General features: G+C 37.7%; 13 protein-coding genes. 6 read left to right on the forward strand and 7 right to left on the reverse strand.

The window, feature by feature from the left end:
• Window positions 1–39: 39 nt before the first annotated feature.
• From GAVG_RS04235 to GAVG_RS04250, 4 genes are all read right to left on the reverse strand, one after another.
• A complete protein-coding gene (locus GAVG_RS04235) occupies window positions 40–2118 on the reverse strand; it encodes a YhgE/Pip domain-containing protein (RefSeq protein WP_009993684.1) in 2079 nt (692 codons plus the stop codon).
• Window positions 2108–2875: an ATP-binding cassette domain-containing protein gene (locus GAVG_RS04240; protein WP_009993686.1), complete on the reverse strand. Its 768-nt coding sequence runs from the start codon at window positions 2873–2875 to the stop codon at window positions 2108–2110. The genes GAVG_RS04235 and GAVG_RS04240 overlap by 11 nt, the downstream gene beginning before the upstream one ends.
• Window positions 2876–3510: 635 nt before the next feature.
• A complete protein-coding gene (locus GAVG_RS04245) occupies window positions 3511–4473 on the reverse strand; it encodes a 2-keto-3-deoxygluconate permease (RefSeq protein ID WP_004113201.1) in 963 nt (320 codons plus the stop codon).
• Window positions 4474–4484: 11 nt separating this feature from the next.
• Window positions 4485–5237, reverse strand: coding sequence for an SDR family NAD(P)-dependent oxidoreductase (locus GAVG_RS04250; protein ID WP_004113203.1), 753 nt, complete (start codon window positions 5235–5237; stop codon window positions 4485–4487).
• Between the two features lie 278 nt (window positions 5238–5515).
• On the opposite strand from GAVG_RS04250, the gene GAVG_RS04255 reads away from it, so the two are divergent.
• A complete protein-coding gene (locus GAVG_RS04255; protein WP_004113204.1) occupies window positions 5516–6847 on the forward strand; it encodes a Na+/H+ antiporter family protein in 1332 nt (443 codons plus the stop codon).
• A 233-nt stretch (window positions 6848–7080) separates the two neighbouring features.
• A complete protein-coding gene (locus GAVG_RS04265) occupies window positions 7081–9570 on the forward strand; it encodes a hypothetical protein (RefSeq protein ID WP_231858622.1) in 2490 nt (829 codons plus the stop codon).
• A gap of 171 nt (window positions 9571–9741) precedes the next feature.
• On the opposite strand, the gene GAVG_RS04270 is transcribed toward GAVG_RS04265, so the two are convergent.
• Both GAVG_RS04270 and GAVG_RS04275 read right to left on the reverse strand, forming a co-directional pair.
• Entirely contained in the window at window positions 9742–10320 is a 579-nt protein-coding gene (locus GAVG_RS04270; RefSeq protein ID WP_004138045.1) for a LemA family protein, read from the reverse strand.
• A 97-nt stretch (window positions 10321–10417) separates the two neighbouring features.
• The gene (locus GAVG_RS04275; RefSeq protein ID WP_009994033.1) at window positions 10418–11404 is read right to left on the reverse strand and encodes a DUF3137 domain-containing protein; all 987 of its coding nucleotides are present in this window, start codon (window positions 11402–11404) and stop codon (window positions 10418–10420) included.
• A 369-nt stretch (window positions 11405–11773) separates the two neighbouring features.
• Here GAVG_RS04275 and GAVG_RS04280 point away from each other — a divergent pair, with 369 nt between their 5' ends.
• From GAVG_RS04280 to GAVG_RS04295, 4 genes are all read left to right on the forward strand, one after another.
• Entirely contained in the window at window positions 11774–12373 is a 600-nt protein-coding gene (locus GAVG_RS04280; RefSeq protein WP_004114802.1) for a sensor histidine kinase, read from the forward strand.
• 78 nt (window positions 12374–12451) lie between these two features.
• Complete coding sequence (locus tag GAVG_RS04285; RefSeq protein WP_009994035.1) at window positions 12452–13252, forward strand: energy-coupling factor transporter transmembrane component T family protein; 801 nt, start codon at window positions 12452–12454, stop codon at window positions 13250–13252.
• Entirely contained in the window at window positions 13234–14085 is an 852-nt protein-coding gene (locus GAVG_RS04290) for an energy-coupling factor ABC transporter ATP-binding protein (RefSeq protein ID WP_009994037.1), read from the forward strand. The genes GAVG_RS04285 and GAVG_RS04290 overlap by 19 nt, the downstream gene beginning before the upstream one ends.
• A complete protein-coding gene (locus GAVG_RS04295; protein WP_004114797.1) occupies window positions 14085–14900 on the forward strand; it encodes an energy-coupling factor ABC transporter ATP-binding protein in 816 nt (271 codons plus the stop codon). Before GAVG_RS04290 ends, GAVG_RS04295 begins: the two co-directional genes overlap by 1 nt.
• Before the next feature lie 197 nt (window positions 14901–15097).
• Here the strand turns inward: GAVG_RS04295 and GAVG_RS04300 are convergent, their stop codons facing one another.
• Window positions 15098–16900: an ABC transporter ATP-binding protein gene (locus GAVG_RS04300; RefSeq protein ID WP_009994039.1), complete on the reverse strand. Its 1803-nt coding sequence runs from the start codon at window positions 16898–16900 to the stop codon at window positions 15098–15100.
• Window positions 16901–16953: the final 53 nt, after the last annotated feature.

Genomic DNA, 16953 nt, shown 5'->3' on the forward strand with positions numbered 1-16953 from the left:
AGCAATCACAGTAATTACTCCCTACTCATTGTCGTATTCTCATGCCTCCAATGTAATTACTGGATGCAAATCAAACATAGTAACTGTGCGCTTTACACAATCAACAATGCTTGTTATTGCAATCGCAATAATGCCAAATATTACAAGAATTCCAATGCTGGAGGCTATTGCTCCACTGTTTCTTCCAGCCATAGCTTGACGAAGCCCAAGAATCGAGTACGTCATAGGCAAGTATGGGTGAACTGCTCTAAAGAACGATGGCGTCATTTGCACTGGGAAAGTTCCTGCAGAGCTAGTGATTTGCAACATAAGCAGCACAATCGCAACTATTCTTCCTGGAATCTTAAACACTACCATAATCATTTGCATTATGGCCATAAAGACTATTGACGCTATAATCCCCAGCGCGTAGAATGCACCAACATTGTCGATTTGCAACTTCAACGCTCCGTGAACAACGCCCATAAGAATTACAGCTTGCACAACGCCCATAATCACAAACGGCGTAAAACTAATAAGCGCACTTTTAAGCGGATTCATGCCATTAAGTATTGCTCGCCTATCCATAACCCTTAAAACAAAGGTTGCCATAAGCGCGCCAACCCAAAGGCCTATCGAAATAAAGTAAGGCGCAAAGCCAGTTCCATAGTTTTCAACATGCGAATAATCATGCTCTTTAAGCGCAACTGGCGCACTCATCATCTTGCTTTTTTGCTTAATATTGTTGATTTTTCCAGACTTTTGAGCATCCTTAAGCCCGTCATGCAACTTTTTTGCGCCTTCAACCAGCTTTGGAGTATTATCCGAAAGCTTTTTAGCACCGGAATTAAGCTGATCAGAACCGTTCACTATTTTCGCTGAACCTTGAGCTGCTGCATTCACACCATTATTTAGTTTCTCGCTACCGTTACTTACTTGAGCCAAACCTTCAGCAAGACTATTCGCTCCAGCAGCAAGTTTATTTGAGCCAGTATTAACAGCCTCAAAACCTTGAGATATTGCGTCAGCGCCGCCCTTTATTTGCAAGCTTCCATCAGAAAGCTTGTCTGCTCCAGCGCTTAAAGCAGAAAGATTTGTTTCGAGAAAATTAGAATTTTCACCTAATCCTTCTGCCAAACTTTGCAAATTAGCAAGCACGTCTTCTTTTGTTACTGCTGGGTTTTGCGCTTGCATAAGAAGACCCGCAAGTTTCGTTTTAGTTTCAGCATTTCCAGCTTTAACATGTTCTTCTAATTCGTTGCTTGAAGCTGCAAGCTTTTGAGCTCCTTCATAGAATTCGTCTGTTGCAGCCGATAACCTTTGCGTTCCTTCGCTTAACTGTTGAGCTCCGTTTGCTAAATCTTGCGTTTTTTGTGCAAGATATTGTGCTCCTTCTTTGCTGCGAGCATTGGCTTCAGTTAGCGTATTCGCTCCTTTTTGAAGCTCCCCTAATCCGCCTTGCAATTTTCTAAGCGAAGCAGAAAGTTTATTCGACCCATCTGCAAGCTTATTTATTCCGCCTTGCAAAGACTTTGATCCTTCATGCAATGCTCCAGCACCGTTTGCAGCAGCACCAAGGGAATCAGAAGCTGAGTTAACTTTCGCAAACATGTGCTCCCAATACTCTTGCGCAATAGCTTCACTTATTTCGCTACGTATAGTGCGGAAAGCGGTCTTACCAATCTGAGATGCCAGCATATTACTTGCCTGATCGTATTTTACGTGAAGCTTTGCTTTAGTAGGAGTATCGTATTGCGCAGAAGCAATGCACTTACTGAATGAAGCTGGAATAGTTGCTACCATAAAGTAATCGCCATTTTTAAGTCCTTTGTTTGCTTTAGCGCTATTTACAAAATTCCACTGGAATCCTTCGCTTCCATCTTTTTGATTCTTTAAACGATTCTTGATTTCATTGCCAACATTGCGCATTTTGCCGTTTATTATTGCACCGTTATCTTCCACAACAACTGCGACTGGAACAGTGTCTAGCGTTTTGTAAGGATTTGTAAAAGCCCATAAATATAACGAACCATATAAAAGTGGGATTAAGGCTACTGTTCCAATAACAAGTTTTCGAGCTTTACCTTTTATAGCATTATTTAATTCACGGAACGCAAGAACAATAGTATTAACGCGCATTGTTTTCACCACCATTTGCTTCACTTGTAGCAAGTTGAGAATCAATATGAGAATTTTCTACTTCCCCATGATTTGGGCTTAGTCTTAAAACTTGATCTGCTTGCTTTTCTAACTCGCTTTGCAAAACTCCCACGCAGCACGAGCAAAAGTGTTTGCTAACATACTCGCGAATATCTGCAATTAAGCATTCACTTTGCTCACTTGTAAGCTCAGTTTCTACGCCGTCTACAAAAAGAATCCACGGCTTTTTTAGCAAAGCAAGTGCGATTCCCAATCTCATGCGCTCACATGGCGTTAAATCACCAATAGCAGTTTCTCTAGGAGATAACACTTTCCAATATGCTAATAGGTTATACGCGTATTGTTGTAGAGCTTCGTGATTTTTAACATTATTCTTGTATTGTTCGCGGAAAAGCGGCGATGCGCTAGCAAGTTTTAGCTCGCTCATAAGCGCTTCTTCTATTGTTTGAGTGTTGTAGAATTCATTGATTCCATTGAACAGTCCCAGCCCAACATATTGACGCGATTCTCTAGTGTCTGTTGGCATATCCAAATCTGCTATTTTTAGCATTCCACTTGTGAATTTCATATATCCAGATAGTGTGAGCAGCAGTGCAGACTTTCCAGAGCCATGTTCGCCCGATATTGCAACGATTTGGTGAGGCTCAACTTTTAATGACACATCCCAAAATGGAGATTTTCTAAATCTTTTTAATCCTAATTCTTTCGCTTCTATAAGCGTTTGTTCTTCTTGCATAATTTACATGCGACGAAATAAGCATTTGAAGCGAAACTGTACGGCACGCTTCTATTGCAATCGTCGAGCATTCCTCCTTTTACTCTTTAATCGTGGATTTTTAATTTTCAATTTTCAATTTTTTGGTTTTATTTTGATTTTTTTGATTTTTTTGATTCTTCTAACTTCAGACTCAATATTTAATTCTGATATCGCCTATAATGATTTTGGCGACTACCTCATATTGCTATGTTGCAACAAAAGGTTATAAATTAAGAGACCAATTATTGACGTTAATCTCCTGAAAGTACTTTCATCGTACTATTCAAGGCGAACAAATATTAACTTATTTTTAAACATTTTGTTCATTTGTCTATATTTTAGCCATAAAAATACGCTATATATAACAAAATCTCACATTTTTGATTTAATCATGTTACTTCCAAATATCATAGATAATCTTAAATCTATTTATGAAAGTTAAACCACTTGAGACGAGTGCTGGCTTTTCTAAATCACTATTGGCAAGCTTTAGTGCTGTTTACGTTTTTCTAAAACCAATCGCAATAGTAATTCAGCCCCACAAATTTTATTTTGCAGGGCTGAACTACTTATTTTATTTATTATCTATTTTTTATTTATTTATTATCTATTGATTACTTGCTAGATTTTTTAGCAAATTTTTTACTCACTAGTGCAGTTAACCATGGCGTAGCCAAAGCAGTAATAATTACTGCAGCAGCAATTTGAGGAGTTGCTATTAATGCGGCTTTTGCCAAATTTGGATCTATAGCCATCATTGCAGCTGGTGTTGCAACAGCACTTGCTGCAGTACTACTTATTGCAGCTCCAGCAATACCAGAGCCCCTAGTTAAGAAGCGATCTGCTAATACTGTAAATACAAATCCAGAAAGCACTATAATGCCAAGCAGCACACCAGAAAGTCCACCTTCAACTAGTTGAGCAAAGTTCATGTTTGCTCCTAGAACAAAGCCCAGAATCATGGTTATAGGGATTATGCCATTAACCAGTTGCTTCTTCATGTAAGGGAAACAATTTCCTAGAATCATTCCTAAAACAAGAGGCAAAATTGATCCAACAATCTGCCAGAATGGTATTACGGCTTGCCCAGAAGAGTTCATAACAATCATTGTTACTGTTGGACCAACGCTTATGGTTGTCATAGCAACAGCTCCACGATCTACTTCAGTGCCATAGTTTGCTGTAATACCAGAATAAAGTGCATTATTAGCTACAGTCATTGCGCCTAAAATAGATAACATTGACAATCCAAGTAGATTATTGTTGCAGAACTTGGAAACAAGCAGAGCAATAACAATAGCAGTTAGGATCTTAACGCTAATAATCACAGCACCGCGCCACAAAGCTTTAGGAGCGTTCTTAAATGAAAGACTTGCTCCAATGCAAAGCATGAATGCGCCGACTAAAGGACCAGTTCCGTTAATTACAGCTGTTGTAAAACCACCTATTTTTAAGGTTGCTGGGAAACATGAGTTTACCAAGCATCCTATAAATAGAGGAACAACGATTGTAGCTCCTGGAATTTTTATTTTCTTTAAGTCTATTTTTGTGATTTGGCTTTTTAGGTTTGCGAACATGATTTTCTCCGTCAGCCGTCTAATACGATTCCGCCATCAACATCGCCAATCTCTCCGTTAACGAAGGAGGCTTCTTTAGATGCAAAGAATAGAATCATTTGCGCAATTTCTACAGGTTGTGCTTTGCGGCGCAAAGGAATTGCGTTAATAATTTTCGCTTCCTTTTCCTTATCTTCCTTCAAAGCTTGAGTCATTGGTGTTTCAGTATAAGATGGGCATACTGCATTGCAACGAATGCCATACTTGCCGCCTTCTTTTGCAACGGCTTTTGTTAAACCATTCACACCAGCTTTAGATGTTGCGTATGCTGCTGTTCCTAGTAAACCGCCACCAATTTTTCCAGCAACAGAGCTAACGTTTACTATTCTTCCGCCACCATTTTCCTTAAAATGCTCAAATAAAGCATGGTTTGTTGCGTAAGTGCCGTAAAGATTAATCTTTACTGTTCTATCAAATTCAGCGTCTGTTAACTGTTCAAATGGAACAGTTGATACAACGCCTCCGCAGTTTACCAAAACATCCACTTTGCCAAAATCTTTGATTATCTGCGCAAAAACGTCGTTAACATTTTGAACATCACCAAGATTTATCTTATAGACAAAGATATTATCTGAACCTAATTCAGATTTTGTTTGGTTTGCTTTTTCTTCATTGATATCGGCGATAATTACCTTTCCGCCTCCATCTAGTACGCCTCGCACGACTTCTCTGCCGATTCCTTGGGCGCCTCCTGTTACAATGACCACGTCATTTGTGAAATTCATTGTTTTTACCTTCTTTCTGAAAAAGAGATAATAACATGGCTGAGTCTACTCTTAAATGCTATTGTTAACAAATTTGTATTAATGTATTTAATTAGTGTATTTAACTTTTAAAGAGTACTTTATAAAAAAGTAATTTAAGTTTTACTTTGCAAATAAAACTTTACGTAAATCTTTATGATATTGTCTTTAATTATTAAAATTTAAAAATTATCAAAATTGAAAAACATATTATTTGCAAACATCAAAATGAAGATAACTTTAAAAAGAGGTGAAACAGTATGCAGATTTTAAACATTCTATGCAATCCGGTAATCGTATCGGTTGTAGTGTTATGCGCGTTAAGTCTCGCTAAACTCAATGTTTTACTCGCAATGATTGTTGCATGCGTTGCAGGAGGCATAGCTGGACATCTCCCTCTTTTTGGAGATGGAAGCCATACTATTATGGCTTTGCTATGTGATGGTTTTTCCACAAATGCGCAAACTGCGCTCGCCTACATTCTTCTTGGTACTTTTGCAGAAGCAATTACAGCAACTGGCCTAGCTCAAATCATTTCTAAAAAAATCAGTAAACTTATTGGCACAAACAAATTTATTCTTCTTGCAGTTCTAACAATTATTGCATGCATGTCTCAAAATATTGTGCCTGTTCATATTGCTTACATTCCTATTCTTATTCCGCCAATTCTTTCCATTATGAACAAGCTTAAGCTAGATCGCCGCGCCGCCGCATGCTGCACTGCGTTCGGACTAGAAGTGCCATACATTGCTATTCCATTTGGCTTTGGCTTAATTTTCCAAACAGTTATTGCAACTAATCTTTCTAAAAATGGTATGAAAGTTAGCGTTTCAGACGTTAGCGCTGTGAACTGGTATTTAGGTGCTGCAATGCTTGCAGCCCTCCTATTCGCCGTGTTTGTGCTATACAGAAAGCCTCGCGAATATAAAACAACCGAAGCAGATACTCGCGCAGCGGACGCTGTTGTTGGCCCGCTTACTAAAGCACACTATGTAACCATGCTTGCGATTATTGTTGTTGTAGTAGTTCAAGTTATTAGTAAGGATCTTTCACTTTCTTCTCTTGCAGGTCTTGCAACCATGATTATTTTTAGAGCCGTTGCATGGAAAGATATCGATAAGCAGCTTATGGGCGGCGTTAAGCTTATGGGTCTTATTGCATTTATTATGCTCATTGCTGGCGGCTACGCTAACGTGATTCAAGCTACGGGCGGAGTTAATGAGCTTGTACACTTTGGCGTTGCTTCTATGGGTCAAAACAAGCTAATCGCTGCATTCGTTATTACGATTATTGGTTTGCTTGTAACTATGGGCATAGGCACTTCGTTTGGCACGGTTCCTATTCTTGCAGTTTTGTTCGTGCCTCTTTGCCAAAGCATTGGTTTTAGCACTCCTGCAACAATTATTCTTATGTCTTCTGCTGCAGCTCTTGGAGACGCAGGCTCCCCTGCTTCCGATACAACGCTTGGCCCTACTTCTGGCCTAAATGCAGATGGTCAGCATAGCCACATTTGGGATACTTGCATTCCAACATTCCTTATCTTCAACATTCCACTTATGGCTGCAGGTATTGTAATATCTCAGTTTATTTAGCAGATTATTTCTTAAGATTAGATACTAAATATCTTATATTATTTAGCTAAATATTTAGTTGAATATTCAATAGAGATTAAGTATTTCGAAACGCGAATAAGTGTTTATTGATAAAATTATCAATAAACACTTATATTTTTTATCAAAATCGTTATAATGTAATATGCAATTATGTATTTGTTATATTTTATGAAATAAAGTAACAAAAGTTTAGTTAATTAATTGGGTATTTTATGAATAAGACAGCGAAAATCATTCTGACCTCAACCATGATGGGTATTGCGACCGCAGCTTGCGCAGTATGCATGAGCCAAACCGCTTATGCTGCTGATACTAATGCAAGTAGTGTCAATGGAACTAATGTTGAGAGTGCAAATAGTAGCACAAAAACAAATACCCCCCCCCCACCACATACCGATTCCACTAATCAGCATAATTTAAAAAATGATAAATCTACTAACCACAACAACACTACCAGTGAAGATCGCGACTACGATACAAATACGGTTCAAACAACTGTTGATTCCAAAGGCGTAACGACAGATAAGGATGTTCAGCAAAACACATCACACGCTGATTCAACAAGCAATGAATTAGCATCGGGGACAGCGACCGATAAGAACGGCACACAAGTCAAATGGCAAGTAACGTATAATTCCAGTAATATCAAAGCTACTGACGCGGCAAAAATGAGCGAATATGGCAAACAGCTCAATTATGATTCTAATAATAATAAGCTAATCGCAACTATGAGCAATTTGCCATTCAAGAATGAAGCAGCAAATGTTGTTGCAAGGAAATATAACGAAATTACCTTAAAAGTTACAAACAACAATGAAACGACGCCTACAATCATTAGCAATATTAAAGAAACACCATGGTTCTACAAAAGTCAATATTTAAAGAATATTTTGGATGAAATTGATAAAACGACAATAGGTTCGTACAACTTTACGAGATACAATCAAGAACAAAAAGTTGGCGGCAAACACCTTAGCGGTTTGAAATACAACTTTAGTGCGCGCAAAGTTGAGGGCACGCCAATAATAACAGACTGGCAGGAAGGTGAAACAAGCCGCATAATTCCTGTATACATGGCAACAACCCATGCGGGCAAAGATTCAGACTATATAACGTTGGGCATATTGCAAAACATTACTGTAAATAAGCCACAGACACCCGTTGTTCCACCAACACCACAGCCAAAGCCACCTGTTACCCCACCAGTCCCAAAGCCACCTGAGTCTGCTACTAATGTATTGGCATCTGGAGCTGCAACGGACAGTAACGACAAACAGGTTCAGTGGCAAGTAATAAATAACGATAAAAATACTAATACTGAACAAATAAGGGCGTACGCTCAGTATCTCAGTTACAATCCCAATACAAACGCGTTGACAATGACAGATGTTGCAGCGTTTACAGAAGACGGTAAAGCTATTTCCGCAAGAAAACTCAGCAACGTTACGCTAAAAATCACGAAGGACGGAAAAACAACAGAAGAAAACATCAAGGAAACGCCATGGTTCTTCAAAGATCAAAATTCACAGAAGATGTGGGACTCAATTAACCAAACAACAATAGGCACGTATAGCTTTGCAAAACACAATCTTGAACAAAAAGTCGGTGGCGTAGGGCTGGAAGGTTTGACCTACGACTTTCTGAATAAGAATTTTGATGGCGCTCCTACGATTGCCTGGAAGAATGGCGAAATAAGCCGCGAAATTCCTGTGTATATAGCAACGATCCATAAAGGTAAAGATGGCTCAGACTATATGATGGTAGGTGAATTTAAGAAATTCAAGGCGTATAAAAATAGGAATGATATTTTTGAAGGCGAACCTGGAACTAATCCTCTAACAAAGCAGCAGTATAAATTTAGTGATCTTGGCGACAATAATGTTAGTAGAACAGTAACTGCCATGTATGCTAATGGTCCTATTTATCTTAAGCCGGGAGAAACAAAAACGGTGCCACTCAAGTTTTATCTGGTAGATGAAAATCGTAAGCCAATTAAGGATATTACTGATGAATTTATGAAGGTATTGAATCCAGAACCAAAGGAAGTGGAAATAAAAAAGGTTCTGTTTACTCGAAATCGGCAGACGTCTTTGATGGATATGAATGTGTCGTATGTGCTGCATACGGATTATTCAATTACATTTACCGCGAATAAAGATGCTCAGGTTGGGGATTCTTACAACACAGATGGCTCTAAGTTGGATAATCTTCCAATGGTTCTTAATCCAGCAGAAACACCAAAATATACCTATGAGCCGGGTATAACGTTGCATGAGAAGAGCAATGCGAAGCACGTAGCTTTTATCAATGCATTCTTTGACGTGATAAAAGCAACACCTAATCCAAATCCTAATCCAAAATCTCCTAAACCGAAACCACCTGTAGTTCCGCCAACACCTGTTCCGCCAACACCTGTTCCACCGGAACCTGAACCAGAATTGGAACCAGAACCAACTCCTGTTCCAATTCCAGAACTTGAACCGGTTCCAGTGCCTATAATTTCGGCACCAGAACCTGAACCAGAGCCATCACCAGCACAAGAAGAGACTGTGGAAGAAGCACCGACTTTACAAACGCACGAACCGCTTGCACGCGCAGGCTCTGAAACCTCAACCATTGCAGGCACTGGATTAGCGTTCCTGCTGTCAGCTTTCGGTGCATTTTCGCTTAAACGCACGCGCATTGGCAAGCACAGCAAGTAACGAGCACAGATAGCCAATAACGCAAATAACTAATAAACGCCAGTCAAGTTGAACTAAACTAACTGGCGTTTATTTTTAAAAACACCAATCAACCAATACAAATGTAGCCAATCGATGCAAATTCGCGGGCGATTGGCTACATTAGATATACCGTCTAGCTAAACATTTTCGCTAGCCCAATATGCTATCGATATTCTTCTTATTGCTTAAATCATCTTCATCAAGAAAATCCATCTGCTTCATTCCGCTTAATCTTGCAATAAGCGAAATTGGGAAAGTAACAATATTTTGATTAAGAGCGCTGATATTACTATTTACAATTCTTTTTGCTGCAGCCAATTGCTCGTTTTCGTCGTTCACTTCTTCTTGCAAATTCAGAAATTGTTCAGAAGACTTTAATTCTGGGTAAGCTTCTGCTAAAGCATAAATCTTCCCTATCGCATGATTCTGATTTTTTATTACCGCACTAGAATCATCAGAGTTTAAGCCTTCTCTTAGACTCACTAAATCCACTAATGTTGTTTTTTCATATTTTGCAAATGACTGTGCAACTTTGAACATTTGGCAAATCGTGTCATATCTTTTAGCGAGCGCAATATCAACGTTTTTCTGCGACTCTTTTATAATCACTCTATATTTTCTTAATCTATTTAAAGTGCCAATAAACCAACCAATAATCATTACAAGCACTATTGCAATAACTATTAAAATGGTGTCCCTATCTATAATGCTATCCATAATGTCACTCATAATGTCTCCTTTAGTTCTAGTCTTTCTCTAGTCTTAGTTTTCTCTAGTCTTAGTTTTTCTGCTTTTGCAATTCGCCAGTATCGCAATTTTCTAGCTTCTAATTTTGCAATTTTTCTTTAATTACGCTGACTATTCCGTAATACTCAGCCAAAACATCTCTAAATTTTTCATATTCTCTTATTAAAGATATATTTTCTATTCCAGATTTTCCAGGAGCTCCGAATAGATACCGACCAGAGTCAAAAGCTGCAATAATATGCTCACTATCTATATATATGCAAACTCTCATTCTTTTTTGCAAATTATTCAATGCTTCTATAAAACTTGGATCTAATACAAGCTTTGTATAAAAATCGTCTGTAGAAAAGATTGAATACGAATTGTTAAATTCAATGGATTCTGTTTGGACTTCGCTCTCTTCTTTTGTTTTTTTGCCATAGTATCCATTTAGTTTTTGCCCCATAAAGGTCTTTCCAGTAACGGGAACAATTCTAATATGACCATTTATATTGGTTTTTGCGTTTATTAATAAGACTTGACCAATAAAATCAGTTTTTTTGACAGTTTTTCCACTTTCAGTTCTAGAAAAGTGCATTGCTTGCATATTTGAAAATTCAGTTTTAGATTCATCGCCAAAAATTATGTGTTTGTTTGAATAATACCTACTAGATATTGGCAGAAGATTATTAAAAATGCTATTGTCAATTCCTTCGGAATTTTCTAATACCGTTCCAGGCAGAATCGCATTCAAAATCGGCGTTAAAACATTATCCGCGTATAGCGCGCTTACATCAACCTTATTCTTTACAAAAAACTTGCCAGCAAAGCAAACAACAAAAGCAATTACTATGAGTAAAGGATATTTATAAGTAGAGTAATCAAGTGAAGGCAGATAATTGCCAACAGCACCAATAATCAGGACTACTGGTATTAATGGAATCAAACGCATTGGGTCAAAAGCGTTGTTTTTTATGCCGTCTTTTAACTCATTTAATTTCCCTTGCATTTGGGGAGATTTTTCTAATTTATTAAGTCTTTCTAAAACTTCGGGATTTGTAAACACGCCACTATGCTTTACATTCATCGTCATCTCCCTCTTATAATCGCCAATGTTTTTGTAACAATATTTTTATAACAACATTTTTGCAAAAGGCATAAAAGGCTCTTATATTTTTTTATCATAAATAACCATTATTTGGAATAGTAGAATTTATGAATATTTGAATTTGAAATAGTTGAATAATAACCACTTTGATTTTGCTAGAGAAGTGGTATAGCTGTGATTATTTTCCGCAAAAATTTAATACAAAATAAATAATAAAGAATCAGTTAAAATAACAAAAAATAAACAAGATTACAATTTATAACACATTAATTTTCAACTACTTTAATAACATTTCTCAAAGCGTATAATGAACTTGAATTTATTCCTTAACTGATAGGAAGTTCCAAAATGGTAAAGAAACTAAAAAATATTTGGAGCGTTAAATTAACTACTGCTTCACTCGTACTAATACCAGCTGCAATCGGCATAAATTACGTTGCGAAACTATTTGCAAGCATGCTAAAACTACCTCTTTGGCTTGGCACACTAGGCACTTGCATTTCAGCATGCTTAGCTGGGCCTGTTGTAGGCGGAATTGCTGGATTTTTAACCAATATTGTTTACGGCTTAACAATTGATCCAATTTCTACAGTCTATAGCATTACAGCTGCAGCAATTGGAGTAAGCGTTGGAATCGCTGCACGATTAAAATATATGGACAAAGGCCTACACATTTTTATAACAAGCCTTATTGTTGCAGCAATAGCAATAATCATTTCTACACCTCTAAACATGATTTATTGGGGCGGAACCACTGGAAACGTTTGGGGCGACGCTGTTTTTGCAGCAATGGGATCCAAAGGCTTCTTTGCATCATTCGTAGATGAGCTTGTTGTAGATATACCAGACAAGATTGTTGTTTTGTTCCTTGCAGCTGGAATTTATAAAGTTCTTCCTAAGAGTTTAATAGCCATATATCAATCAGATGACGAAGATCTTGATAAATAAACGTTTATCACCAGAAAATAAATCGCATAAACGCTAAGTTCTACAAGTTTTAATATAAGCACAATAAGACGAGATAGCATGAAAAGCATCAGCCTATTTGAAGATAAGCATTCGTTTCTAAACGGACTATCTGCAAAAACCAAACTTGCATACGTAATATGCGCTACAAGCACACCAAGCTTACTTGGAGGCTATAGTTCTTTCGCTATCTTTATTATTTTGAGCCTAATCTTACTTGCAACATCAAAGGTTCTAGCAAAAATAAAAATCGTAATACAAGTTACTGGTTTTATTATTGTAACTATTTTTATAGTTCAGACTTTCTTTAGATCAGGAAATTACACGATTTTATTCAAACTAGGACCTTTGATTGCTCGCAAAGAAGGTTTTGAAGTAGCTATGAAGATTGTGCTAAATATATTAAATATTTCGTTTGCATTTTGTGTTTTAACGCTTACAACTAAACCTTCCAATATGATGCAAGAGATGATACAAGCTGGATTACCACCTAAAATTGGTTATGTTTTTGTATCTCTATTCCAAATCATTCCTCAAATAACACAGCAAACTTCGACTATTGTTGACGCTCAAAGAAGCAGAGGATTGAAAACAAAAGGTTCTCTTATAACGCGTTTCAAAGCTTTCTTGCCTTTAATATCCCCGATTATAATGTCTTCATTTATGAGTTCTAAAGAAAGAACTATAGCTTTAGAAGTTCGCGGATTTTCGTGCAATAATCAAAAAACATTCATAAAACCATTTAAGCCAAGCAAATACAATACGCTATTTTTATGCGCTTGTTTAATTGTAATAATAGCGTCTATTATTTATGCGTTGCTTCATAATTTAGGATATATAGCATGGCAGCTATTCATATAGAGCACTTAAAATATCGCTATCCTTATAGTAATACTCTTGCACTTAATGACATTTCTTGCGATATTCATAAAGGCGAATTTATTGGAATAATAGGTGCTAATGGAGCTGGAAAATCAACATTATCTCAAGCCATTTTAGGTCTTGTTCCTAATCTTTACCACGGAGCATACGGCGGCAAAGTTGAGGTAGACGGTCTTAATGCAAAAACTACGCCAATAGACAGTCTTTGCAAAAAAGTTGGTTTAGTTTTTCAAAATCCTTTTAATCAAATTACTGGATCTAAACTTACTGTGTACGAAGAAATTGCGTTTGGGCTTGAAAATCTTGGAATTGAGCAAAACGAAATGCAAAGTCGCGTAGAGAAAATCATGGACATGCTCAACATTGCCCATCTTAAAGATTGTTCTCCATACGATTTATCTGGCGGTCAAATGCAGCGAATGTCTATTGCCGCTATTTTAGTTATGCAACCAGAAGTAATAATTTTAGACGAGCCAACTTCGCAACTTGATCCTAAAGGTTCTGAAGAGGTTTTTAAGTCGGTAGAATCCTTAAAAAATCAGGGTCAAACTATTATTATGATTGAGCACAAAATGGAAAAAATCGCGCAATATAGCGACCGCGTAATGCTTTTAAGCGAAGGAAAACTCATTGATTTTGATACTCCGCAAAAAATCTTTTCTCGCGAAGACTTGGAAGAATATGGCGTAAATCCTCCTGTTTATACTCAAATTTGCAAAAAACTTTCGTTAAAAAACAATAATGGCTTGTATCCAATAACTCTTGAGCAAACGTCACAAATTTTAAGCTCGCACGAAGGGAATCGCTTATAATGACTCCTACTATTGAAATACGAAACGTGTCTTTTTCTCATACTCCAACAACACAAATATTCAACAATCTAAATTTGTCTTTTGCTCCTGGAACATGCGCTATTGTTGGTCAAAATGGCACTGGAAAAACAACTTTACTTAAAATCCTTAGAGGACTTCTTACGCCGAAATCTGGAAGCGTTTTATTAAATGGTAAAGATATTGCAAAATGTAGCGTTCCATCTCTTGCTAAAGATATTGGCTTTGTATTCCAGAATCCAGATGACCAGATTTTTGAATCAACTGTTATACGCGAAGTAATGTTTGGACTTTTAAAAATTGGAATTGATAAGAGTCAAGCATTGATCCAAGCAAAAGAAAGTCTAAAACTCGTAGGACTTTTAGATAAAAGCGACTTAAATCCTTACGATTTAAGTCTTTGTGAAAGAAAAATGGTTTCTATTGCGTCAATTTTAGCAATGGATACTCAAGTTGTTATTTTAGATGAGCCTACGATTGCTCAGGACGATTGCGGAAAACGTTGTATTGAATCAATTATTAAGCACCTTGTTTCTCAGGGGAAAATTGTTATAGCTGTTCTTCACGATATGGATTTTGTGGCTCGAGTATTTAATCGCGTTGTTGTGCTTTCAAATGGCAAGGTTCTTTTTGACGGCACTGCGCGCGACGCATTTATGCGAGACAACATACTTTCTAGCGCACATCTTGATAAGCCAGATGTTGTGAAGCTGTGTGAGAAACTGGGTTATGAAAATACGTTCCTATCTGTTGAAGAATTTGTGAACTCGTATCGTGAACGAAATAATCGCAGATAGCAGAAACGGAATAATCAGAGCGCTAATCGCAAAGTATCCAATACCAAAGTAGCCAATCGCTGCAAATTCGCGGGCGATTGGCTACTATCGCAGAAAGCATGCTGCGTTAATATTTTTACCGAGATTGAAATTGCACAGCACATTACAACAAACCAGCGCAAGCCAGCGCAAGCCAGCCCCAAGCCAGCGCCATATACTCACATAGACACAGTGTAAAGCGAGTAGAAGTAAGCCTTCTGATTCATAAGCTCCTCAAAGCTTCCGCGCTCAATAAGCTCGCCGCTTTTCATCACAAGAATCTCATCATATTGCTTAAGTGAATTAGCATCCAAGCGATGAGTTACCACGAGTCGAAGAATTCCTTGCAAATCCAAAATAGACTGCGTTACGTTCGCGCTCGTCTCGTTATCTAACGCACTCGTTGCCTCATCAACCAGCAGAATCTCGGACTTTTTAAGCAAGCTTCGCGCAATAGCAATACGCTGCTTTTCACCACCAGAAAGATGACTACCATTCTCACCGCACTGATAATCCTTACCTTTAGCAGAAATCAAATCATCCAAACCAGCCAGGTGAATCACGCGATCCACCTCCGCGTCCTGGAATGGCTTAAACAGCGTAATATTATCTAAAATCGAAGCATCAAACATAAACACAGACTGCTGCATAAGAGTCGTCTTATCATAAAGCGAACTCTTGCTCACATTGCTAAGTTCGTGATTATTCAGCTGCACGCTACCTTCATAATCCTTGTAATATCCCATAAGCAAATTAATCAAGCTACTCTTACCAGCACCAGAAGGCCCTACTATCGCGTAAGATTTTCCAGCTTGCAAAGTTAGATTTACGTTTTTCAAGACTTTACGATCAGCATCGTAAGAATACGAAACATCTCGCAAAACAATGCTTTTAATAGAATCGTCAATAATATCGCCAGAATCTTCCTTAACGTTACTCATATAATCAGCCATCTTGCTAATAAGCTTCTTAGCACCCTTCATCTCGCCAAGCATTTGCGGAAGACTTGCAATAGGCTGAAGCACTCCATTCATCAAATTAGTGAAAGCTAACACCATTCCAGCAGTAATAACACCAACATGAGCATTAACCATCCAAGCGCCAACAAGCATCACGCCAAGCTGAGTTGCAAGGCTTGAAATCGTTCCAAGAGCAGAAACAGTAGTCATCGTTTTTTCGCGAAGATTCTTAGTATGCTCAAGCTCCATCGACTGATTCTGATAACGGTTAATAACCTCCTGCTCCGCCTTAAAACTCTTAATAACCGAAACTCCGTTCAAAACATCCTTCGTCAGTGCCGTATAAGACTCATTCGACTTAGAAACCTGCTCCTCTCGAGTGGCAATTCCATTAGCTGTAAGAATCGAGCACGCCATAGGAAGCACAGAAACAATAAGAGCAATAACAGTGAGCAGCGGACTGTAATAAATCATAAGAGCCAGAGAGCTTACAAGCATAAGAACGTCTTGAACAAAGTCAAAAATCTTCTTCAAATACTTTTCTTGAATACGCTCGCAATCATTAGTAAGTACAGAAAGATACGTGCCAGAATTCGCAAGCGAAAAATCACTATAACTCTTTTTTAAAAGCTTCTTAATAACAGACTCTTTATGCTGATTCATTGCTTTTTCAAGAAAGCGAGGGTACGCGCTGCGCTTCAGCGCAAAAATCAGGGAGATTACCAGCATAAAGGAAACTACAAGCAGCAAAATAGTAGTTAAAGAGAAGGTTCCTTTACCTGCCATATAGTCGAAAATAATTTGCAAAATCCAAGAAATAGCAGTGTAAATCATAGACAGGGCAATAAAAACTATCATCGAAAGAAAAGCTACAAGCTTGTTTTCCTTGAAAAATAGTTTTACGTAATTTTTTACGTCGGGATGTAGTTTGGATGATTGCTGATTCTCAGGCGATTGCTGATTTGACGCAGTATTTTGATTTGCGCGTGAATTCTGATTTGCTGTATTGTCAGTTTTACTCATTCTCACTACCTCTCACTTCCTTTATATCTATACTATTTCTACTATCTCTTCTC

The organism is Gardnerella vaginalis ATCC 14018 = JCM 11026 (genome assembly GCF_001042655.1).
In the GTDB taxonomy this organism is placed as follows: Bacteria; Actinomycetota; Actinomycetes; order Actinomycetales; family Bifidobacteriaceae; genus Bifidobacterium; species Bifidobacterium vaginale.